Origin of the sequence: Dactylosporangium sp. CA-052675 (assembly GCF_050947935.1) — a bacterium.
Lineage (GTDB): Bacteria > Actinomycetota > Actinomycetes > Mycobacteriales > Micromonosporaceae > Dactylosporangium.
In genome coordinates this window covers 3,149,443-3,168,033 of record NZ_CP192010.1, presented here as the reverse complement: position 1 = coordinate 3,168,033, position 18,591 = coordinate 3,149,443, and the positions used below count along the sequence as shown (strand labels likewise).

At 72.8% G+C, this 18,591-nt stretch carries 21 protein-coding genes and 5 tRNA genes; 11 read left to right on the top strand and 15 right to left on the bottom strand.

What is annotated here, in order from left to right:
- The first annotated feature begins 3 nt into the window (after nt 1-3).
- The gene (locus ACQP1P_RS14460) at nt 4-378 is read left to right on the top strand and encodes an Hsp20/alpha crystallin family protein (protein ID WP_433090000.1); all 375 of its coding nucleotides are present in this window, start codon (nt 4-6) and stop codon (nt 376-378) included.
- Between the two features lie 51 nt (nt 379-429).
- Here ACQP1P_RS14460 and ACQP1P_RS14455 read toward each other — a convergent pair whose 3' ends face one another.
- Nucleotides 430-942, bottom strand: coding sequence for an SRPBCC family protein (locus tag ACQP1P_RS14455; RefSeq protein WP_433086901.1), 513 nt, complete (start codon nt 940-942; stop codon nt 430-432).
- Between the two features lie 310 nt (nt 943-1,252).
- Nucleotides 1,253-2,152, bottom strand: coding sequence for a MerR family transcriptional regulator (locus ACQP1P_RS14450; RefSeq protein ID WP_433086899.1), 900 nt, complete (start codon nt 2,150-2,152; stop codon nt 1,253-1,255).
- 93 nt (nt 2,153-2,245) lie between these two features.
- Between ACQP1P_RS14450 and eno the strand changes: the two genes are divergently transcribed.
- On the top strand, nt 2,246-3,523 hold the full coding sequence (gene eno, locus ACQP1P_RS14445) for a phosphopyruvate hydratase (RefSeq protein ID WP_433086897.1): 1,278 nt from the start codon (nt 2,246-2,248) through the stop codon (nt 3,521-3,523).
- A 574-nt stretch (nt 3,524-4,097) separates the two neighbouring features.
- The gene (locus ACQP1P_RS14440; RefSeq protein ID WP_433086895.1) at nt 4,098-4,523 is read left to right on the top strand and encodes a helix-turn-helix transcriptional regulator; all 426 of its coding nucleotides are present in this window, start codon (nt 4,098-4,100) and stop codon (nt 4,521-4,523) included.
- On the opposite strand, the gene ACQP1P_RS14435 is transcribed toward ACQP1P_RS14440, so the two are convergent.
- On the bottom strand, nt 4,520-4,702 hold the full coding sequence (locus tag ACQP1P_RS14435) for a hypothetical protein (RefSeq protein ID WP_433086893.1): 183 nt from the start codon (nt 4,700-4,702) through the stop codon (nt 4,520-4,522). The two genes, ACQP1P_RS14440 and ACQP1P_RS14435, sit on opposite strands and share 4 nt — an antisense overlap.
- Before the next feature lie 130 nt (nt 4,703-4,832).
- On the opposite strand from ACQP1P_RS14435, the gene ACQP1P_RS14430 reads away from it, so the two are divergent.
- The 4 genes from ACQP1P_RS14430 (at nt 4,833) to ACQP1P_RS14415 (ending at nt 7,968) form a co-directional block, all read left to right on the top strand.
- A complete protein-coding gene (locus ACQP1P_RS14430; RefSeq protein ID WP_433086891.1) occupies nt 4,833-5,306 on the top strand; it encodes a VOC family protein in 474 nt (157 codons plus the stop codon).
- Between the two features lie 610 nt (nt 5,307-5,916).
- Nucleotides 5,917-6,450, top strand: coding sequence for a hypothetical protein (locus tag ACQP1P_RS14425; protein WP_433086889.1), 534 nt, complete (start codon nt 5,917-5,919; stop codon nt 6,448-6,450).
- 482 nt (nt 6,451-6,932) lie between these two features.
- Nucleotides 6,933-7,232 (top strand): hypothetical protein, encoded by a 300-nt coding sequence (locus tag ACQP1P_RS14420; RefSeq protein WP_433086887.1) that lies wholly within the window; start codon nt 6,933-6,935, stop codon nt 7,230-7,232.
- A 277-nt stretch (nt 7,233-7,509) separates the two neighbouring features.
- Complete coding sequence (locus tag ACQP1P_RS14415; protein ID WP_433086885.1) at nt 7,510-7,968, top strand: hypothetical protein; 459 nt, start codon at nt 7,510-7,512, stop codon at nt 7,966-7,968.
- A gap of 2 nt (nt 7,969-7,970) precedes the next feature.
- Here ACQP1P_RS14415 and ACQP1P_RS14410 read toward each other — a convergent pair.
- The 8 genes from ACQP1P_RS14410 to ACQP1P_RS14375 all read right to left on the bottom strand — a co-directional run bounded on the left by ACQP1P_RS14410 (nt 7,971) and on the right by ACQP1P_RS14375 (nt 11,447).
- Nucleotides 7,971-8,045: transfer RNA gene (locus ACQP1P_RS14410), tRNA-Arg, on the bottom strand.
- 5 nt (nt 8,046-8,050) lie between these two features.
- Nucleotides 8,051-8,124: transfer RNA gene (locus ACQP1P_RS14405), tRNA-His, on the bottom strand.
- Between the two features lie 2 nt (nt 8,125-8,126).
- Nucleotides 8,127-8,199, bottom strand: a tRNA-Arg gene (locus ACQP1P_RS14400).
- Between the two features lie 4 nt (nt 8,200-8,203).
- Nucleotides 8,204-8,277, bottom strand: a tRNA-Ile gene (locus ACQP1P_RS14395).
- A 21-nt stretch (nt 8,278-8,298) separates the two neighbouring features.
- Nucleotides 8,299-8,371 (bottom strand) — tRNA-Pro (locus tag ACQP1P_RS14390).
- A gap of 331 nt (nt 8,372-8,702) precedes the next feature.
- Nucleotides 8,703-9,458, bottom strand: coding sequence for a lysostaphin resistance A-like protein (locus tag ACQP1P_RS14385; RefSeq protein ID WP_433086883.1), 756 nt, complete (start codon nt 9,456-9,458; stop codon nt 8,703-8,705).
- A 58-nt stretch (nt 9,459-9,516) separates the two neighbouring features.
- Nucleotides 9,517-10,242, bottom strand: coding sequence for a response regulator (locus ACQP1P_RS14380; protein ID WP_433086881.1), 726 nt, complete (start codon nt 10,240-10,242; stop codon nt 9,517-9,519).
- Nucleotides 10,239-11,447 (bottom strand): sensor histidine kinase, encoded by a 1,209-nt coding sequence (locus ACQP1P_RS14375; protein ID WP_433086879.1) that lies wholly within the window; start codon nt 11,445-11,447, stop codon nt 10,239-10,241. The genes ACQP1P_RS14380 and ACQP1P_RS14375 overlap by 4 nt, the downstream gene beginning before the upstream one ends.
- Before the next feature lie 127 nt (nt 11,448-11,574).
- On the opposite strand from ACQP1P_RS14375, the gene ACQP1P_RS14370 reads away from it, so the two are divergent.
- Both ACQP1P_RS14370 and ACQP1P_RS14365 read left to right on the top strand, forming a co-directional pair.
- Nucleotides 11,575-12,180: a class I SAM-dependent methyltransferase gene (locus ACQP1P_RS14370; protein ID WP_433086877.1), complete on the top strand. Its 606-nt coding sequence runs from the start codon at nt 11,575-11,577 to the stop codon at nt 12,178-12,180.
- A gap of 29 nt (nt 12,181-12,209) precedes the next feature.
- Nucleotides 12,210-13,181: a DUF2332 domain-containing protein gene (locus ACQP1P_RS14365; protein ID WP_433086875.1), complete on the top strand. Its 972-nt coding sequence runs from the start codon at nt 12,210-12,212 to the stop codon at nt 13,179-13,181.
- On the opposite strand, the gene ACQP1P_RS14360 is transcribed toward ACQP1P_RS14365, so the two are convergent.
- On the bottom strand, nt 13,176-13,820 hold the full coding sequence (locus ACQP1P_RS14360) for a hypothetical protein (protein ID WP_433086873.1): 645 nt from the start codon (nt 13,818-13,820) through the stop codon (nt 13,176-13,178). The genes ACQP1P_RS14365 and ACQP1P_RS14360 overlap by 6 nt on opposite strands.
- Before the next feature lie 58 nt (nt 13,821-13,878).
- Here ACQP1P_RS14360 and ACQP1P_RS14355 point away from each other — a divergent pair, with 58 nt between their 5' ends.
- Complete coding sequence (locus tag ACQP1P_RS14355; protein ID WP_433086871.1) at nt 13,879-14,289, top strand: DNA-binding protein; 411 nt, start codon at nt 13,879-13,881, stop codon at nt 14,287-14,289.
- On the opposite strand, the gene ACQP1P_RS14350 is transcribed toward ACQP1P_RS14355, so the two are convergent.
- Genes ACQP1P_RS14350 through ACQP1P_RS14340 form a run of 3 tightly spaced genes read right to left on the bottom strand, consistent with a single transcriptional unit; the run spans nt 14,286 to nt 17,717 of the window.
- Nucleotides 14,286-15,896, bottom strand: a complete 1,611-nt coding sequence (locus tag ACQP1P_RS14350) for a diguanylate cyclase (protein ID WP_433086869.1) — start codon at nt 15,894-15,896, stop codon at nt 14,286-14,288. The genes ACQP1P_RS14355 and ACQP1P_RS14350 overlap by 4 nt on opposite strands.
- Nucleotides 15,897-15,933: 37 nt before the next feature.
- A complete protein-coding gene (locus ACQP1P_RS14345; RefSeq protein ID WP_433089998.1) occupies nt 15,934-16,557 on the bottom strand; it encodes a response regulator in 624 nt (207 codons plus the stop codon).
- Nucleotides 16,558-16,586: 29 nt separating this feature from the next.
- A complete protein-coding gene (locus ACQP1P_RS14340; protein WP_433086867.1) occupies nt 16,587-17,717 on the bottom strand; it encodes a sensor histidine kinase in 1,131 nt (376 codons plus the stop codon).
- Nucleotides 17,718-17,860: 143 nt separating this feature from the next.
- On the opposite strand from ACQP1P_RS14340, the gene ACQP1P_RS14335 reads away from it, so the two are divergent.
- The gene (locus tag ACQP1P_RS14335) at nt 17,861-18,550 is read left to right on the top strand and encodes a hypothetical protein (RefSeq protein ID WP_433086865.1); all 690 of its coding nucleotides are present in this window, start codon (nt 17,861-17,863) and stop codon (nt 18,548-18,550) included.
- Nucleotides 18,551-18,591 lie beyond the last annotated feature (41 nt).

The window sequence follows — 18,591 nt, the reverse complement described above, 5'->3', positions numbered from 1 at the left end:
GTGATGCGCTGGGATCCGTTCGCCGCGCTCGCGCGGATGGACGAGCAGTTCGACGCCATGATGCGGCACGCGCTCGTGCCGGGCATGGAGTCCTCGCTCGACGGCGGGGACCTCGTGGTGACCGTCGAGGTGCCGGGGATGTCCGCCGCCGACCTCGACGTCGAGCTGGCCGGGCGGGTGCTGACGGTGAGCGGCAACACTCGGCACGGATTCTTCCGTCGTGCGCTGCAACTGCCCGAGGGCGTCGACGCGGCGCAGATCTCGGCCGACGTGGAGCACGGGCTGCTGCGCGTGCGCGTCCGCGACGCGGGAAGGCCGGCCGCTGCCCCGACGAAGATCCCGGTGAAGGGTCCCGGCCACAAGGTCATCGAGGCCTAGTGCCCTTCGAGGCCTAGTGCCCGGGCCCCCGCCCCGCGGCTGACCGGCCGGTCAAACCGGCGCTGCTCCCCCACCGTCCGGACCTGCTGACGCCGTCGTCGCCTTCAACTGCCGCGGCGCCACCATCGTGTTCCGGCCGTGCGCCTCCAGGCCCACCCCGCGCTCCCGGCGCTCCAGCATCGCGCGAATCTCCTCGATGCCGCGCTCGACTCGCGCCCGCACGGCCGCCTCGCGGTCGTGCGGCAGCACGTCGGTCGTCCACACGAGCCGCGCGCGGTCGCCGTCGCCGAAGACCTGGAAGGCCGCGTGGTGGTGGGCGAGGACCATCCGTCCGGGCCCCTGCACCGAGTACGCCATGCGGCGCTGCTCATGGTCGACGGCGACGATCAGCTCGCGCACCTCGGTGCCGTCCGGCATCGTCAGAATGCGCTCGTCACCGTCGATCCGAGCATCGGCGACACGCCCCGGCAGCAGCCGCCGGTGCACGTTGCCGACGTCGGCGATCGCGTCCCACACCACGTCCGGATGCGCGTTGACGGTCGTTTCGACTCGGATGGACACCATTCGCGCAGTCTAGCGACCACGACCGGCATGGCCGCGCCCGCCGATGCGGGTCAGGGCCGGCCGACGTGCGGGCGGGGGCCGGGGGCGGAGGGGGATTGACGTGGTTGCTGCGTGGTGCCCGAGTGCACAGCGCGGTGCGCGAACGCTTAACGGGACGCTGCCGTGCGCGAACGTGCAACGCGGTGCGCGAATGCACAGCGCGATGCGCGAACGCGAAAAGGGAACGCTGCCGTGCGCGAACGCGCAAACGGAACGCTGCCGTGCGCGAACGTGCAATGCGATGCGCGAACGGGCAGCGGCGGGGCCAGCGTCAGCGCGGGGTCCGGGAACGGTTCAGCCAGCGCAGAACCTCGTTCGCGTGCGTCGACGGGGCCGGAATCGGGTGGAAGACGTGCTCAACGCGCCCGTCGGTGACGACCAGGGTCAGCCGGCGGTACAGGGTCATGCCGGCCGCCGTGAACGTCGGCAGGCCCAGGGCCGTCGCGAGCATCAGGCGCGGGTCGGGGACCAGCGGGTACGGCAGGCGGAGACGATGCGCGAGCTCCTGCTGGTACGTGAGCGACTGCGCGGACAAGCCGTACACGCGCGCCGCCCCCGCGCCCAGCAGCTCGCCGTGGTGGTCGCGGAACCAGCGCGCCTGCTCGGTGCCGCCGCGCGCGCCCGGGATCTCCAGGAGGCCGTCGGGCAGGTCGACGCCGGGGCGGCCGGTCAGCGGGTAGACGAACACAATCGTGCGGCCGGGGCCGAGCGCAGCGAAGTCGACAGCCTCGCCGTTCGTGGCGAACACCGACACGCTCGGCAGCGCTCGGCCCACGAGGTCGGCGGGGTCACCGGGCGCGAGGGCAAGATCCGGGCTTCCGGTGACGTTCACTACGGCTAGACGAGCCTCCAGGGCGTCGCGCTGGGCGGTCAGCTGCCCGATGCGCGACTGCAGGCCGGAGATCGCGCTGCGGTACGTCGCCAACGCCGCCGCACACACGTCCGACTCCTCGGCGCCGGCCGCCAGGCTCTCAACGAACGGCCTGGTCTCCTCCACGCTCAGGCCGAGCGCCGTCAGCTCGCGGATCTGCACGACGAGCCGTTCGGCGACGGGGTCGTACTCGCGGTACCCGTTCGCCGTCCGGCGCGGGACGACCAGGCCCAACGACTCGTAGTACCGCAGCGCCCGTATCGTGGTGCCCGAGCGCCGCGCGAGCTCACCCACGCGCATGCCCCAGACGATAAACCCGCACCCCAGGGTCCGGGTCAAGGTGACCGTCATCGCGTCGCGCACAGGGGCTCTGAGCTGCCAGGATTCGATCCCATGACAGTCATCGAGGCGATCACCGCCCGCCAGATCCTCGACAGCCGCGGCAACCCGACCGTCGAGGTCGACGTCCGCCTCGCCGACGGCTCGCTCGGCCGCGCCGCTGTGCCCTCGGGCGCGTCGACCGGCGCCGCCGAGGCGGTCGAGCTGCGCGACGGCGACCCGGAACGCTTCCACGGCAAGGGAGTCGCGGCCGCGGTCGCCAACGCCGCCGGACCGCTCGCGGCCGCCGTGCGGGGCCTCGACGCCGAGGACCAGGCCGGAGTCGACGCCGCCCTGATCTCCTGCGACGGTACCGCCGGCAAAAGCCGCCTCGGCGCCAACGCCATCCTCGGGATCTCCCTGGCCACGGCCCGTGCCGCGGCCGCCGCGCGCGGCCTGCCGCTCTACCGGTCGCTGGGCGGAGACGATGCCACCCGCGTCCCCCTCCCTATGATCAACATCGTGAACGGCGGCGCCCACGCGCACAATCCGCTCGACTTCCAGGAGTTCATGATCGCCCCGGTCGGCGCCGCGACGTTCTTCGAGGCGGTGCGCATGGGCTCGGAGGTCTTCCACACGCTGCGCCGGGCGCTCGCCGCCGCCGGCCACAACACCAACGTCGGCGACGAGGGCGGGTTCGCACCCCAGTTCACGACGGCCGACGAGGCGCTCACGTTCGTGACGGAGGCGATCGCGGCGAGCGGCTACGAGCCGGGCCGGGACATCGCGATCTGCCTCGATCCGGCGGCGTCGGAGTTCTTCAAGGCCGGCGCGTACGACTACGCCGGCGAGGGCGTGCGCCGATCCGTCGAGGAGCACATCGCCTACCTGTCCGGCCTGCTGCGGCGGTACCCGATCGTCTCCATCGAAGACCCCATGGCCCAGGACGACCTGCCCGGCTGGCGCGCGCTGACCGAACGCGCAGGCGCGACCGTCCAACTCGTCGGCGACGACGTCTTCTGCACCGACGCGGCCCGTTTGCAGGCCGGTATCGACACCGGCTGCGCGAACGCGATCCTCGTGAAGGTCAACCAGGTCGGCACGCTCACCGAGACACTGTCCACCGTGGACACCGCGCGGCGCGCCGGCTACCGCGTCGTGATGTCCCACCGCTCCGGCGAGACCGAGGACACCACGATCGCGGACCTCGCCGTCGCCACCGGCTGCGGCCAGATCAAGACCGGCTCCGTCTCCCGCTCGGATCGCACCGCCAAGTACAACCGCCTGATCCGCATCGAGGAGGAACTCGGCTCCCGTGCGGTGTTCGCCGGCGCGGCTGCCCTTCGCGCATAAACCGGCGCGGCCGCCCTGCGCACATAAACCTGCACGCCGCCCTGCGCACATAAACCTGTACGGCGTCCTGCGCGCATAAACCCGCACGGCGTCGTCCGTCCGCGCAGCCACCGTCGCCGGTCGTGCGTTCGCGCAGAGCTGGGTGCGTTCGCGTAGGCACCGCCGACGGACCCGCATTCGTACGCGGCCGCCGGCGGATAGTCCGCCTGCATCACCGATGGGTGTGCGTTTGTGTTCGGCGGAGGCGGTTCGTGCGCGGTCGGCGGCGATGCGGGCGCCGATTCGGACATGCGGGGAGCAGGAGTGCCACGAACGGTCATTGCACGCGGGGCTCATCGCGACCGTCGGATTGCTGTCGGCGCTCATCGGGGAGCCCCAAACGCGTGAGTTGGACGCTATCGGAAAGCCCAACCCGCGAGCGGGACGCTATCGGGAAGCCCCAACCCGCGAGCGGGACGCTATCGGGAAGCTCCAACCCGCGAGTGGAACGCTATCGGGAAGGCGCAACCCGCGAGCGGGACGCTATCGGGAAGCCCCAACCCGCGAGTGGGACGCTAAGGTCGACGGCGTGGTGATGTCGGCGGCGGAGAACCAGAACCGGCGGCTGCTGCGTGCACGTGACGCCATGGACCGGGACTATGCGCACCGGCTCGATCTGCCCGCGCTCGCCCGGCTGGCGCACATGTCCGAGGGGCACTTCAGCCGCACGTTTCGGGCCACGTTCGGGGAGACGCCGCACCACTATCTGCAGCGGCGGCGGATCGAGCGCGCCATGGCGCTGTTGCGCGACCCGCGCAGCGCCGTGACCGAGGTCGGGCTGCGGGTCGGGTTCGACAGTCTCGGCGCGTTCAGCCGCGCGTTCCGGGCGATCGTGGGCGTGGCACCTTCGCAATACCGCGATCGGGGACTCGTCGCCCGCGCGCCCGTATGCTTCGTCAAGGCCTGGTTGCGACCCGTCGGCCCCGGAGAAAGGGCCGGGACCGCAACGCCCACGAACTAGACGTGGCCACCCGCAACACCCGCGAACAAGACCTCGACACCCGCAACACCCGCGAACAAGACCTCGACACCCGCAACACCCGCGAACAAGACCTCGACACCCGCAACACCCGCGAACAAGACCTCGACACCCGAAGCGCGCGCGACGAACTTCCACGGCACGTCTTCGCCGGCCGCCATACACGGGACCGGCGCAGGCAGAGCGTAAGGTCTGCCGGGCTCCGCCGGGCGTCGGGTGACCGCGGGTCCGGGTGCGACTGGTCAGGTTTGGCGAAGCGCCCGGGTCGGCGGCGCCCGTACGGTGAGGGGCATGTTCAACGCGATCACGATCACGACCGTGCGGGTACTCGATCAGGACGAGGCGCTCGACTTCTACGTCGGCAAGCTCGGGTTCCAGGTCGACGAGGACGTCGACATGGGCTTCATGCGGTGGCTCACGATCTCGCTACCGTCCGACCCGGGGCGGCAGTTGCTGCTCGAGGTGCCCGGGCCGCCTTCGATGAGCGGGGAGACGGCGGCTCAGGTGCGCGATCTGCTCACCAAGGGTGCGCTCGGCACCGCGGCGATCCTCACCACCGACGACTGCCAGGCCGCCTACGACACCCTCAAGGGGCGCGGGGTGGAGTTTACGCAGGATGTGGAAGTTCAGCCCTACGGTACCGATTGCGCGTTCCGTGACCCGTTCGGCAACGCTATCCGGGTCACGCAGCCGGCCGAGCAGCCGGCTGCGATCACTGATGCGGATATCGCCCGCTGGAGTGGTGGTTCGAACGGCAGGGGGTGAGCGAACGCGCAACGCGCCCGAGACGAACGCGCAAACGCGCGAACCGCCCACGACGAACGCGCGAACGGCCCGAGACGAACGCGCAAACGCGCGACGCCGCGGTCCGGACGCGCAAGACATCCGGCCCGCGCGAGCCGGTCGCGGTGGGAGGCGCGAAGGAGACACGAAGACCCGGGGCCGAGCAGGGGTGAGCGAACGCGCAACGCACCCGAGACGAACGCACAAACGCGCGACGCCGCGGTCCGGACGCGTAAGACATCCGGCCCGCGCGAGCCGGGCGCGGTGGCGGGCGCGCGAAGGACACGCGAAGACCCGGGGGCCGAGCAGGGTGAGCGAACGCGCGAACCGCACGAGACGAACGCGCAAACGCGCGACGCCGCGGTCCGGACGCGTAAGACATCCGGCCCGCGCGGGCCGGGCGCGGTGGCGGGGCGCGCGAAGGAGACGTGAAGACCCGGGGGCCGAGCAGGCCGGCCTCGCCATCAAAGAATGCCGGGCCGAGGGCAAAGAATGCCGGGCCGAGGGCGCAGTCCGACGCACCCCCTCGGCCGGAGGACTGCCATCCCTGGCGGTGGCGACTCGGCGAGTGGCCCCGCGGCACAGTCGAGGCATGCAGATCAAGCCCGAGGCCGCGGTACTCCCGGCGGACCCGAGCCAACTGCCCCAGGGCAAGTACGGCCCGGTGTATCCGCGCACCCCGGCGTGCTACGGCTTCACGATCATCGCGACGCTCAAGCCGGGAAGGGCGGAGGCGATGCGCGTGTACGGGCAGACGCTGGCGGCGGCGCTGGAGGCCGACCCGTATCTGCTGGCGCCGCTGAAGCTGCACTACCTGCGCTGGGTGTTGTTCGACGGCGACACGCGGTTCCTGTACCAGGGCATCTTCGACACCGACTTCGACAAGTACACCGAGGACGCCGTCGCGTTGTTCAGCAAGGCCGGGGTCGACACCGCGTTCGAGAACCTCGAGGGCTTCCCGGAGGACTGGCGCAGCAACCCGGAGGCATTCGTGCGGTTCGTGCGCGAGCACCATTGTCCGAGCTTCCTGGAGTACGGCGAGTACCCGTACGTGAGCACCGACGAGATCAAGCGCGCGCTGCGGGTCAAGGACGCGTTCTCCACCATGCTCGACCAGCTGCAGTAGCGCCGGAGAGCCCGATGCAACCGTGGAGCACCGCCCGGACCTACAACCAGCGCCACCAGCCGCGGCCGGCGGGGGTGGGGCGCCGGGTCAGCATCTACGTCGCCTGGAGCTATCCGGCCGAGGCGAGCCGGGACCCCGCCGGGCTGGACAACCGGTTCTCGACGATGACCGAGGTCCGCCGCGCCGCCTGGCCCGCCTACGAGGACCCGCAGTGGTCCGACCCCGGCCGGAGGCGCGGCTCGTGCTCGGGCCGCACCACGACGTGGGCGCGACTGAGGATCTGGCCCGCCGCGACGTCGAGTACCACCATCACGGGGACCCGCTGGTGCCCCGCCAGCAGCGGTTCGGCCGGTACACCCGCTCCCTCATGGCCGGGCTCGGGGTGCCGGTGGAGAACCGGTGGGGCCTGCGGCCCTCGGTCCGCGACGGTGACGGCATCGCCCCGCTGTCCATCGACGCGGACCTCGACGAGCGGGGCTGGCTTGACGGGGTCACCGGCTTCAACTTCCCACCAGCACCTGCCGCACTACGCCGTCACCGGCAGCGAGCCCGGCACGGTACGGGTGCTGGCACGCCAGCCCATCGACACCTCGCGGCCGCACCCGTTCGTCGAGGCGGGCAACACCGAGTTCAACTCGCTGCTGTGGATGCCGCCCCGCGACGCGCGGGCCGCGGACGTGCTCGTCGCCGACTCGACGATCTTCAGCACGCTCTTCGGCGCCGACGACAGCCTGCGCCGCTTCTGGCGCAACGTGGTCACCGAACCGCCGCGCCGGTCATGAAACCGGCCGCCGTGCGCCTGGAACTGCACGACATCCAGCGCGGGGTCCTGATGCCCCGCCCCACTCCGTACGCGGCGACGTACCTGCTGTTCCGCATCGACGACCGGGACGACGGCCGGCGGCTCCTGCGCCGCGCGGCCGGGGTCGTGCCGGCGGCGGACGGGACCAGCCCGCTGGGCGACACATCGGTCACGGTCGCGGTACCTACCACGGCCTGCGCGCGCTGGGCCTGCCGCAACGCTCGCTCGACACGTTCGCGTGGGAGTTCCGCCAGGGGATGACGGCCCGGGCGGCGGCGCTCGGCGACACCGGCGACAGCGCACCCGAGCACTGGGAGCCGCCGCTGGGCTCGCCCGACGTCCACGTGGTGCTGACGGTGGTGGCGCCCGACCGCGACCGGCGGGACGCGGCCGTCGACCGGGCCCGCCCGGCCGCGGCCGCGCTGCCCGGCGTGGCCGCGATCTGGCGGCAGGACTGTCACGCGCTGCCCGACGAGACCGAGCCGTTCGGCTACCGCGACGGCGTGAGCCACCCGGCCGTCGAGGGCAGCGGCGTCCCCGGCTCCAACCCGCTCGAGCCGCCGCTACGGGCCGGTGAGTTCGTCCTGGGCTACCCCGACGAGCTCGGCGGCACCCAACGCGTCGAGCCGGAGATCCTGGGCCGCAACGGCAGCTACGTCGCCTTCCGCAAGCTCCACCAGCGCGTCGCGGCGTTGCGCCGGTACCTCGCCGGCTGACGCACCCCCGGCAGGGTTCGAACCTGCGACCTCCGGCCCCGCATGCCGGCGCTCTCGTCCAACTGAGCTACGAGGGTATGAGGGTGACCACCGGGAGTCGAACCCGGACCTCCAGAGCCACAATCTGGTGTGCACGAACCCGTACACCATGGTCACCGCACCCCGAGCAGGATTCGAACCTGCGGCACGCGGCTTCGTAGGCCGCTGCTCTTTCCGCTGAGCTACCGGGGCGAAGTCCCGTCGGTTGGAGTCGAACCAACTGTCTCCTCGTTATCAGCGAGGCGCCTCTACCACGCAGGCCGCGACGGGATGGAGCCGAAATCGGCACCGTCGGAAACCGGGGAGTCGAACCCCGCACGTCCTGGTCCCAAGCCAGGCCCGGTCACCGCGCCGGTCGTTTCCGAACAAGGAATGCACGCACCCGGAAAAAGGGTGGGTAAGAATTGCGCACAAAAAAGCCGCCCGGGTCCCTGTGCGGGGCGGGCGGCCGAGGTGGAGGCTGGTCTGCCTACCCTCGCCACCGGCCCGTGGGACGGATCGCCGGAATGCCGTGCGGTCGGGGAGCCGGGGTGACGATCATGTGTCGCGTGTGCATCTCGGGCTCCTCCTTCGGCGACTTTGTCCGGTGCGGTTCGACGTGGACAACAATACGCGAGGAATGGCAACCGGGCAACGAAATAAATGCCGTGCAACAGCGGCTGTTGAGGACGCCGTAGCCGTGGCCGTGGCGCCCACTACCGTGGGTCGGTCCCGCTCGACACCGGCTCGCCCGGCCGTTCGGGCAGACGCCGAATCAGCCACCAGCCGTACACGACGAAGAACACAGCGACCACCGCCTGCCACCACAGCGCCGCTGCCCCCGGGCTGCGGAGCTGCACGAAGTTGTCTGACGCGTGCAGCACGACCAGCGGCCATATCGTGCCGAGATGCCAGCGCAACGCCGCCAGCCCGAATCCGTACGCGATGGTGCTGATCACCTGGGCGAGCGTGTCGTCCCAGGGACGCCCGAACCACAAGGCGCTCAAGGCGTGGCCGAGTCCGAACAGCACCCCCACCCAGACGGCCGCGCGCATGGCGCTGAGACGGGCGAGCACATACTGGTTGACGCCGCGGCTGAGCGACTCCTCGGCGATGCCGACGGTCAGCATGGTCACGGCGGTACTGGTGAGGACGGTGACCGAACCGGTGATGCCCGGGGCCGCGTAGGGCACGGTGACGGCCACGATCGGCAGGCACCACCACCATGAGCGAGCAGGGCCCCGCCAGCCCAGAGCGGCACCGCGCCACCAACCCATCCAGGCGGCCAGCACGAGGACCCCGGCCGCGGTGCCGGCGTTGACCAGCGCGGAACCCAGATCCGGGAACCAGGACACGGACAAGCCGCCGACAAGCTCTGCCAAGGCGAACAGCACGACGTGCCAGGCCAGCGTCAATCCGGCCGCGACCGCGACCGGCGTCCGGCCTGCCCACTGCTCGATTCGTCCACGCACCCGCGGACCATTCGGCAGGCACCTCTCCCCGCCAGGGCGACGCCGCGAGATCGTTGTCCTACCCAGCATCGTGCGGACCACCCTCACCCAGCTGGACACCGTCGACGTGCCGCGAGCGATCGGCGGATGCCGCTTCCGGCAGACCGGTCCGTACCGCGAGTACGGCCAACTGCACCCGGTTGTTGCTTCCGGTCTTGGTCAGGAGGTTCGCCACGTGGGTCTTCACGGTGGTGACGGCAAGCTGGAGCCGCTCCCCGATCTCGGCGTTGGACAGGCCGGCGCCAAGCAGGGCGAGTACGTCACGCTCCCGGTCGGTCACCTCCACCAGGCTCACGGCGGGCGTGGGCTGCGGACTTCTCCGGGACAGGACGGCCTGGTTCACCACCCGGCGCAGCACGTCAGGGCTGAACGGATGCTCGTCGCGAGCGGCCCTTCGGATACCGTCGAGCAGTTCCCCGGGCGTCGCGTCCTTCACCAGGAAACCGCACGCGCCCACAGCGAGGGCCGGGTACAGGTGGTCGTCGTCATCGAACGTGGTCAGCACCATGATCCTGGTGCGCGGGCGGCGGGCCAGGATCGCTGTCGTCGCGGCGATGCCATCCATGCGTGGCATGCGCAGGTCCATCAGCACGACATCGGGGACGAGCCGATCGGCGAGTCGTACGGCCTCCAGCCCGTCGGCCGCCTCACCCACCACCTCGATGTCATCCTCGGGCGCGCACAACGCTCGCAAGCCGGCTCGCACCAGACGCTGGTCGTCGACAAGGAGTACCCGGATGGTCACGCCACCACCGCCGACCGGGCGCCGGCATCCGCGCCGGCGGGCAGGACAGCCCGAATCCGCCAGCCGGTGGGGCCCGGACCGGCTTCGAGATGACCGCCGAGCAGGGTCACTCGCTCGCGCAGACCCATCAGACCGTGCCCTCCACCGCGAACCGGCGCCGCCTTCCTCGGGCCGCCGTCATCGGTGATCTCCACACACACCTCGCCGCTTGGGCTCGCCACTACCCGCAATGCGGCTGTCGCGTCCGGTCCGGCATGTTTGAGCACGTTGATCAGTCCCTCCTGCACGACCCGAAGCACCGCGAGACCCCGGACGGCATCGAGCTGCGACATCGCGGAGTCCGCGACAACCGTCACTGGGAGCCCGGCCTGACGGATCCGGTTGACCGCCTGGTCCAGAGCGTCGGGCAGGTCGGCCGCGTCGAGCACCGGTGCGGGCGGGTCGTCGCCGGCCGCGGTCGGCTCCCGCAGCACCGCCACCAACCGGCGCAGATCCTCGAGGACCGCGGTGCCGGTGGCATGGACATCGTCGAACACGGCCTTGGTATCGGCACTTTCTCCGCTGCCGAGGTGTCGCGCCACTCCGACACGAAGCACGATCGATGCCACGTGATGCACCACGATGTCATGGAGTTCCCGAGCTATCGCGGCTCGTTCGACGGCCCGCGCGGCAGCCGTTTCCGCCACGCGCCGCCGCTCCGACTCCACCGCTCGTTCCGCCGCCTCGGCCGCGGTCCGGCGGGCCGCACCCAGGCGCAGGCCCAGCAGCACCGGCGCGCCGACGAGGCAGCCGATCACCGCGGCGATGATCGGGTAGAACGGCAACGGCAGCCGGCCGAACGGCACATCGACGAACGTTACGAACATGCCCGCCGCCGCCGATGTGGCACCGGCCGCGAAGCGCCAACCACGTCGATTCAGGGCCAGATCGACCAGGCTGATCATTGTGGCCAGCAGCACAACCACGTCCGCGTGGGTACCGACTCGGTCGGTGGCGACGAGCAGCAGGGCCAGGGCGCAGACCGCCACGGTTGGCATCCTTTGGCCGACCACCGTCAACGCGGCCGCCGTCAGTCCGCACGCCCAGGACCAGCCGTCCACCGGGTTGCCGGGCTGGTCGGCCGTCGACAGGTAACACGCGGCGAACACGATGGGTAGCAGCCGGACGTACCAGGACCGAGGAAGGCGTCGGAAACTGAACGGCACCCTCCGACAGTAGGGGCTCCGCCGACCAACCGGATCGTTCCTCGGGAGGAAGCCCTTCCTGCCAACGGCGGCACGGACAGGTCTCGATGACGAGGTGGGACGCCGACGTGGTCAGCAAGCTATCGACGTGACCACGACAACCAGTGACCTGCGTACCTTCCTCAGCGCGGCGGCCCGCAATCCCGCCGTCGTGGGCGCGATCGCGCCGAGCGCCGCGAAGCTCTGCCGGCGCCTCGCCCAGATCGTTCCGAGCACACGCCCGTCGACGGTGGTGGAACTCGGCGCCGGCACCGGAGCCGTGAGTGACGCGATCAGCCGCCGCCTCCAGCCCGGCTCACGGCACGTCGCTCTGGAGATCGACAGGCGCCTCGCCGAACGGCTGCGCCACAGCCGGCCTCACCTCGAGGTCGTCACCGCCGACGCCTCGGATCTCGGCACCATCCTCGAAGCCCGGGGCGTCGAGCGGGTCGATGCGGTCGTCAGCGGGCTGCCGTGGTCGCTGATCCCACCGGCACGCCAGGGCAGGATCCTCACGGACGTCGGGCGGCTCCTGGCCCCGGACGCCGCCTTCACCACCTTCGCATATCTGCACGCACTGCAGTTGTCGGGCGCCCGCCGATTGCGCCGCCTCCTGCACGAGTCCTTCGACGAGGTCATCACCAGCCGGTGCGTCTGGCGCAACGTACCGCCCGCGCTGACGTACGTCTGCAGGAGGCCACGACGGACGAGATGAACGACGACGGCGGGCTTAGGCTCGCAGGCATGAGCCTGGAGGGTACGGCCGGGGAGTACCGGTACTTCGCGACGGCCATGGCGCGCGGGAGCTCGCCGCTCTACGAGCGCCTGGCGCTGGCCGTCGCGGAGGACCGGGAGATGCTCGCGGCGCTGGAGGGGCTGCCGGCGGCCAAGCGGCAGCCCAACCTGCTGCTCGCGGCGGTGCGGCTGGTCGCGGGGACGCCGGACGGGTACGAGCGGCTGCGCGAGATCGTGTTCGACCGGCGCGACGAGGTCTTCGCGGTGATGCTGGCCCGGCGGACGCAGACGAACGAGCCGGGGCGGTGTGCGGGGCTCTACCCGGCGCTGGCCTCGCTGCCGCAGCCGCTGGCCCTGCTGGAGGTGGGCGCCTCGGCGGGGCTGTGCCTGCTGCCGGACCGGTACGGCTACGAGTACACCGGACACGACGGCGCCGTGACGCGGGGCGGCGCCCCGGACGCGGAGCTGGTGCTGCGCTGCCGCGTCGACGGGCCGGCGCCGTCCGTGGCCCCGATCACGGTGGCGTGGCGGGCCGGGCTCGACCTGAACCCGCTGGACGTCACCGATGACGAGGACGTGCGGTGGCTGCGGATGCTCGTGTGGCCGGAGCAGACCGACCGGCTGGCGCGGCTCGACGCGGCCGTGGAGATCGCCCGGCGGGACCCGCCCACCGTGTACCGCGGCGACCTGAACGAGCGGCTCGGCGCGATCGCGGCCGGGGCGCCCGCCGGGGCGACGCTGGTGGTGCTGCACACGGCGGTCGTCGGCTACGTGCCGGAGCCGGCCCGCGGCGCGTTCGTGGAGCGGGTGCGGGCCCTGCCGGGGCACTGGCTCTCGCAGGAGACGGCGGACGTCTTCCCGGGCATCGCGGCGCGGCTGCGCGAGCCGGCGCCGGTGGAGACGGCCGCGTACCTGCTCGCGCTGGACGGGCGGCCGCTGGCGTTCACGGCGCTGCACGGGTCGTGGCAGCGGCCGCTATAAAGCGATCCAGGTGGCCCGGGCCACGGCGAGCGGGGCGCCGGACGAGTCGTACACAGTGGACAGTGCCTGGGCCTTGCGACCCTCGCCGCCCAGGTACTGCCCCATGACGACGCAGGTGTCGCCGGGCTCGGCGACGGCGTCGATCCAGACGGCGAGGCGGCCCAGCACGTACGGCCGGCCCTCGGCGATCACCGACCAGCCGCCGGGGCAGTCCAGCGCGGCCCACATGGTGACCTCGGCGACGTCGGCGGGCACGTGCCACGGGGTGGCGGTGCGGTTGCCGGAGACGGGGCCGGGCAGCAGGCCGAGGCCGTCGGCGCGCCCGGTGCCGCACACGTAGCACGTCGGGAACGGGTGGTCGTGCAGGCCGGCGTACCGCTTCGTCGCCTCGGCGGCCTCGTCGAGCGACACCGGCCGTACGACATCCGGCTTCTCCCCCGGTGCGGGACGGGCCTCGGCGATGAGCTCGTCGCCGTGCATCGCGCGGCCGTCGGCGAGCGTCAGGTCGGTCTCGAGCGGCGGCGGCCGGCGCAGGGTCACCTCCGCGGGGGCGAGGCCGAGCCGGGTGGCGACCAGGCCCGCGCTGTAGCCGCCGTTGCCCGAGCCGGGTGGGCCGTTGTACCGCGCCGCGATCCGCATACCGCCCGGTCTACCATTGAACATTGTGTTGAAAACAGTTCGTTGTTAGGCTGGCGGCATGAGCGAACTGCTGGAGCGGCCGGATCCGGGGGCGCGGCGGGCCGAGCGGGTGTATTCGGCGCTTGCCCACCTGACGTCGCGGCACGCGGGATCGCCGCAGTTGCGTGCGCGGCACGTGCATGCGGAGGTGGCCGCGCCGCACGAGGTGGTGCGCATCGCGGCGGCCATGGCGGCGGGGTCGGTGCCGCCCGCGCCCGGAGAGCCGGCGCTGGACGAGTCCGACCTGGTCGCGGCGCTGACGTTGCTGCCGGACGTGCGCGCGGAAATGGACATCACTGAGGTGTACCTCCTGCAGACCGCCCGCGACCGCGGCATGACCTGGCACGACATCGCCCTCAGTCTCGGCCTCGGCAGCCCGCAGGCGGCCCGGCAGCGCTACGAGCGCCTCGCCGCCCGCACCGAGGCCTAGGGAAACACCGTCGGGCGGACGCGCGGGAGCGGCTGCATCCCGTGCTTCGCCTCGTACATCTTCTTGTCCGCCTGCGCGATGAGAGCGTCGGCGTCCAGGCCGCCCGGGCGCGTCCAGGCCACCCCGATGCTGGCCCGCGGCCGCAGGGCCGCGCCCCGCATGTCCAGCGGCGCCGACTCCAGCGCCGCCCCGAGGGCCAGGGCGAGATCCTGGGCCTGCTCCAGGCGCGGCACGTCGCGGCACACCACCACGAACTCGTCGCCGCCGAGGCGCCCGACCACGTCGACGTCGCGGACCGCGCCGCGCAGCACGTGGGCGACGTGGGCGAGCATGCGGTCGCCGGCGGCGTGGCCGTAGCGGTCGTTGACGAGCTTGAAGTCGTTGAGGTCCACGAACACGGCGGCCGTGCCGCGCTCGGCGGTGGCGAGCGCGTCGGACAGCGCCGCGAGGGTCGCGGCCCGGTTGCGGCAGCCGGTCAGCTCGTCGAAGGCGGCCCGCCGCTGCAGCTCCTCGCGCAGGCGTACCTCCTCGGTGACGTCGGCGAGGCAGATGACCGCGCCCGCGACGCGCCCGGCGGCGGTGGTGAGCGCGCGGGCCTTCGCGCTGGCCCGGCGCAGGCCGAGGCGGGGGTCGCGGTAGCCGTACTCGACATCGGCGTCGGTGCCGTCGCGCAGCACGCGCACGAGGGCCTCGCCGACCATGGGCCGGTCCGCGGGGACCACCGGGTCCAGGGCGGCCGCGCCGAACTCGCCCCCGATCTCGGTGCCCACCATGCGGGCGCCCCGCGCGTTCTGGTACACCACCCGCCGTTGCGCGTCGATCTGCACCACGCTCATGGGCAGCGCCTCGGTGAGCCGGCGCAGCAGCTGCTCGCTGGCCCGCAGCGCCTCCTCGGCGGCCATCTCGTCGGTGATGTCGAGCATCTCGGCGAGCACGCACGGCTCGGCCTCGTGCAGCAGGCTGTGGTTGGTGATCTCGAACCAGATGACCCGCCCGTCGCGGTGCAGGTGCCGCAGCCGGATCCGCCGCGCCTCCCCGGCGGGGGCCGCGAGCAGGTCCATCCAGCCGGCGATGGCCCGCTGGTGGTCGTCGGGGTGCACGAGGTCGAGCGAGCGGCGCCCGGCCAGCTCGGCCGCGCTCCAGCCCAGCACCCGATGGATCTGTGGGTCCGCGTCGAGGATGACAGCGGCCTGGTCCTTGCGCACGGTGACCAGCCGCGGGCGGATGTCCTCGTGCTCGAGCACGCTGACGCCGTTGAGGTCCGTGATGATCAGCACGATGACGCCGTACCGGTGGGAGACGTCGATCAGATGGAGCCGGGCCGGGCGATCGGGCTGGGACCGCGGACGGAAGCGGCAGTTGGCGACGCCCTCGCCGAGCAGCCGGTGCCAGGTGTCGATGATGGTGGTGTGGTCCTCGGGCAGGGCGAGCCCGAGCGCCGAGGCCGGCCCGTCGATCGGGCGCAGCCCGGCGTCGCGCAGCTCCTCGGGCAGGCCGACGAACAGCCCGGTGGGCCCGACGGCGCCGATGAACGCGCCGGGGTGTTGCGCGATCGTCGCCTCGAGCACCGCGTCGCGGTCCGCGGGGTCGACCTGGGTCTCGGCCATGCCCCGACATCGGCGCACGGGCCGGGGAGTCAAGCAATCAGCCGCCGCCGGGGCGTATGAGCCCGCTCTCATACGCGAATGCAACCGCCTGCACCCGATCGCGCAGGCCCAGCTTGGTCAGCATGCGGGAGACGTACGTCTTCACGGTCGCCTCGCCCAGGAAGAGGGTCGCGGCGATCTCGGCGTTGGACTGCCCGCGCGCGACCAGCCGCAGCACGTCGGCCTCGCGCTCGGTGAGCTCGGCCAGCCGGGCGGCCGCCCGCGGGTCGGCCGCCGGCGCCCCCGCGTAGGACTCGATGACCCGCAGCGTGACCGCGGGATCGAGCAGCGCCTGCCCGGCGGCGACCGTGCGCACGGCGTGCACCAGCTGCTCGGGCGGGGCGACCTTGAGCAGGAAGCCGCTCACCCCGGCGCGCAGGGCCGCCCGCACGGCCTCGTCCTCGTCGAACGTGGTGAGGATGATGACCCGCGCGGCCGACTCGGCGAGGATGTGCCGGGCGGCCTCGATGCCGTCGCCCCTGGGCATGCGGACGTCCAGCAGCACCACGTCGGGGGCGCTGCGGCGCACCTCGGCCCGCGCGGCCGGGCCGTCCGCGGCCTCCCCGACGACCTCGATGTCGGGCTGGTGGTCGAGCAGCATGCGCAGCCCGGCCCGGATCATCGCCTCGTCGTCGGCGACCACGACGCGGATCACGCGAGCACCAGGGGGAACTCGGCCTCGACGGTGAAGCCGCCCGCCCGCGCCCCCGCGCGCAGCGTGCCCGAGGACGCCGCGACCCGCTCCCGCATGCCGAGCAGCCCGAAGCCGGAGGAGGCGTCGGCGGTACCGTGCCCGGCTTCGTTGTCGACGAGGAGCGAGACCCGCTCCGGCTCCCGGCGCAGCAGCACCGTGGTCGGCACCGGCCCGGCGTGGCGCAGGACGTTGGTCAGCGCCTCCTGCAGCACCCGGTAGGCCGAGATGTCGAGGGTCCTCGGCAGCCCGGCCAGGTCGCCCTCGACCGTCAGGGTGACCGGCAGCCCGGCCGCGCGGACCTCGCCGACGAGCTCCTCGGCGCGGGCGAGGGTCGGCTCCGGCGCGGCCGGGTCGCGCAGGAGGCCGACCAGGGCGCGCATCTCCCGCACCGACTCCCGGCCGAGCCGCTCGGCCCCCGCGAGCATCTCGGCCTGGGGCGTGCCCGCCGGCAGGGTGCTGCGCACGGCGCCGAGCTGCAGCACCATCACGCTGATCGAGTGCGCGACGGCGTCGTGCATGTCGCGGGCGATGCGCTGGCGCTCCTCGGCGACGGCCGCGTGCGCGCGGGCCTCCCGCTCGGCGTCCAGCGCGGCGTTGAGCCGGGCGAGCAGCTCCGCGCGGTCGCGCAGCCGCCGCGCGACGAGCCCGCCGCCCCACGCGCCCCAGGCCAGCAGGCCGAAGAAGAGGTTCTCCCAGGCCTGGGCGCCGAGCCCGGAGACGGTGGAGCCGGCCGCCCGGCCCGCCACCCACGTGCCGGCGCTCGCGAGCAGGTGCAGCGCGAGCGGGGCGCGCCAGGACCAGCGGGCCACGCGGAAGCCGGCCCAGCCCGGCGCGGCCACGAAGCCCAGGACCGCGGCGCCGGTCGGCCCGTGCAGCCCGCCCAGCACGGCGATCGGGAACGCCAGGCCGACCACCGCCGACCCGGCGACGGGCCGCCACGCGCCCAGCGCCATCCCGCCGACGACCGCGGCGAGGGCGGCGGCGGGCGCGGCCGGCGCGGCGGAGAACTGCTCGTCGAGCAGGATCTCGGCCGCGCCGATCACCGCGAGGGCCGCGGCCAGGCCCCCGGGCACGAGCTTGGCGTTCATGCGGCGAGCCTAGACGCCGCTGGTCAACCGCCGGGTCGGCCGTACGACGGACACGGCGACGGCTCGGCGTCCGCCGCGGGGCGGACGGGAGTCGAGACGCGCGCGGGCAGAGCGCGGCGCCGAATCTCCCTAGCGTTGCCGGCATGACGAACGCAACCTCTCCCGCTCGCCGGGTCATGCTGATCGCCGCCGGTGCCGCCCTCCTCGCGGGCGCCGCCTGCTTCTTCGCCGGCCTCGCCACGTCCCCGCCCGAGGTGGACGAGACGAAGGCCTCCTACCTGCGCTCGCTCGCCGCCGACCCGTTCACCACCCAGCTGTCGGCGCTGCTGCTGCACTACGGCAACCTGCTGATGGGCGCCGGCCTGTTCGCCGTGCCGCTGCTGGTGCGCGGGCGCCGCGGCGCCGTGCTCACGGTCGTCGGGGCGCTGGCGGGCGCGCTCGGGCTGCTGCAGATGTCCGGCGCGCTGCTGTCGGACTGGTTCCACATGGAGATCGGGCGCAACCTGCCGATCGAGCAGGCGGTGCTCGTCTCCGACAAGGTGCTCGCCCACCCGGCGGAGCAGCTTGCCTTCAACCCGGGGCCGCTGGTGTCCCTGGCGCTGCTGGTGACGTTCATCGGGCTGGCCCGGGCCGGGGTGGTGGGCTGGTGGGCGGTGCCCGCCGTGGTCGTGGGCTACGCGGGGATGCTCTTCATGCCGTACGACACCCCGATCCTGCCCGCCGTGGGCACCCTGCCGATGCTCGCCGCGATGGGCTTCGCCGGTTGGCGGGTGCTCGGCCGGTCCCGGGTCGCGGGCGGCCGGCCGGTGCTCAGCCCGGCTGAGGCCGGCTGATCGTCACGCCCCGGAGCTGAGGCGAACCTCGCTCCGGGGCG

Bases quoted from the DNA above. Each gene is read 5' to 3' on its own strand.
- ACQP1P_RS14360 (WP_433086873.1), bottom strand. From the start codon at position 13,820: ATGCGGATCGCGGCGCGGTACAACGGCCCACCCGGCTCGGGCAACGGC.
- ACQP1P_RS14460 (WP_433090000.1), top strand. From the start codon at position 4: ATGCGCTGGGATCCGTTCGCCGCGCTCGCGCGGATGGACGAGCAGTTC.
- ACQP1P_RS14345 (WP_433089998.1), bottom strand. From the start codon at position 16,557: ATGATCCGGGCCGGGCTGCGCATGCTGCTCGACCACCAGCCCGACATC.
- eno (WP_433086897.1), top strand. From the start codon at position 2,246: ATGACAGTCATCGAGGCGATCACCGCCCGCCAGATCCTCGACAGCCGC.
- ACQP1P_RS14365 (WP_433086875.1), top strand. From the start codon at position 12,210: ATGAGCCTGGAGGGTACGGCCGGGGAGTACCGGTACTTCGCGACGGCC.
- ACQP1P_RS14430 (WP_433086891.1), top strand. From the start codon at position 4,833: ATGTTCAACGCGATCACGATCACGACCGTGCGGGTACTCGATCAGGAC.
- ACQP1P_RS14415 (WP_433086885.1), top strand. From the start codon at position 7,510: ATGACGGCCCGGGCGGCGGCGCTCGGCGACACCGGCGACAGCGCACCC.
- ACQP1P_RS14340 (WP_433086867.1), bottom strand. From the start codon at position 17,717: ATGAACGCCAAGCTCGTGCCCGGGGGCCTGGCCGCGGCCCTCGCGGTG.
- ACQP1P_RS14335 (WP_433086865.1), top strand. From the start codon at position 17,861: ATGACGAACGCAACCTCTCCCGCTCGCCGGGTCATGCTGATCGCCGCC.
- ACQP1P_RS14455 (WP_433086901.1), bottom strand. From the start codon at position 942: ATGGTGTCCATCCGAGTCGAAACGACCGTCAACGCGCATCCGGACGTG.
- ACQP1P_RS14440 (WP_433086895.1), top strand. From the start codon at position 4,098: ATGTCGGCGGCGGAGAACCAGAACCGGCGGCTGCTGCGTGCACGTGAC.
- ACQP1P_RS14350 (WP_433086869.1), bottom strand. From the start codon at position 15,896: ATGGCCGAGACCCAGGTCGACCCCGCGGACCGCGACGCGGTGCTCGAG.
- ACQP1P_RS14450 (WP_433086899.1), bottom strand. From the start codon at position 2,152: ATGCGCGTGGGTGAGCTCGCGCGGCGCTCGGGCACCACGATACGGGCG.
- ACQP1P_RS14355 (WP_433086871.1), top strand. From the start codon at position 13,879: ATGAGCGAACTGCTGGAGCGGCCGGATCCGGGGGCGCGGCGGGCCGAG.
- ACQP1P_RS14435 (WP_433086893.1), bottom strand. From the start codon at position 4,702: ATGGCGGCCGGCGAAGACGTGCCGTGGAAGTTCGTCGCGCGCGCTTCG.
- ACQP1P_RS14425 (WP_433086889.1), top strand. From the start codon at position 5,917: ATGCAGATCAAGCCCGAGGCCGCGGTACTCCCGGCGGACCCGAGCCAA.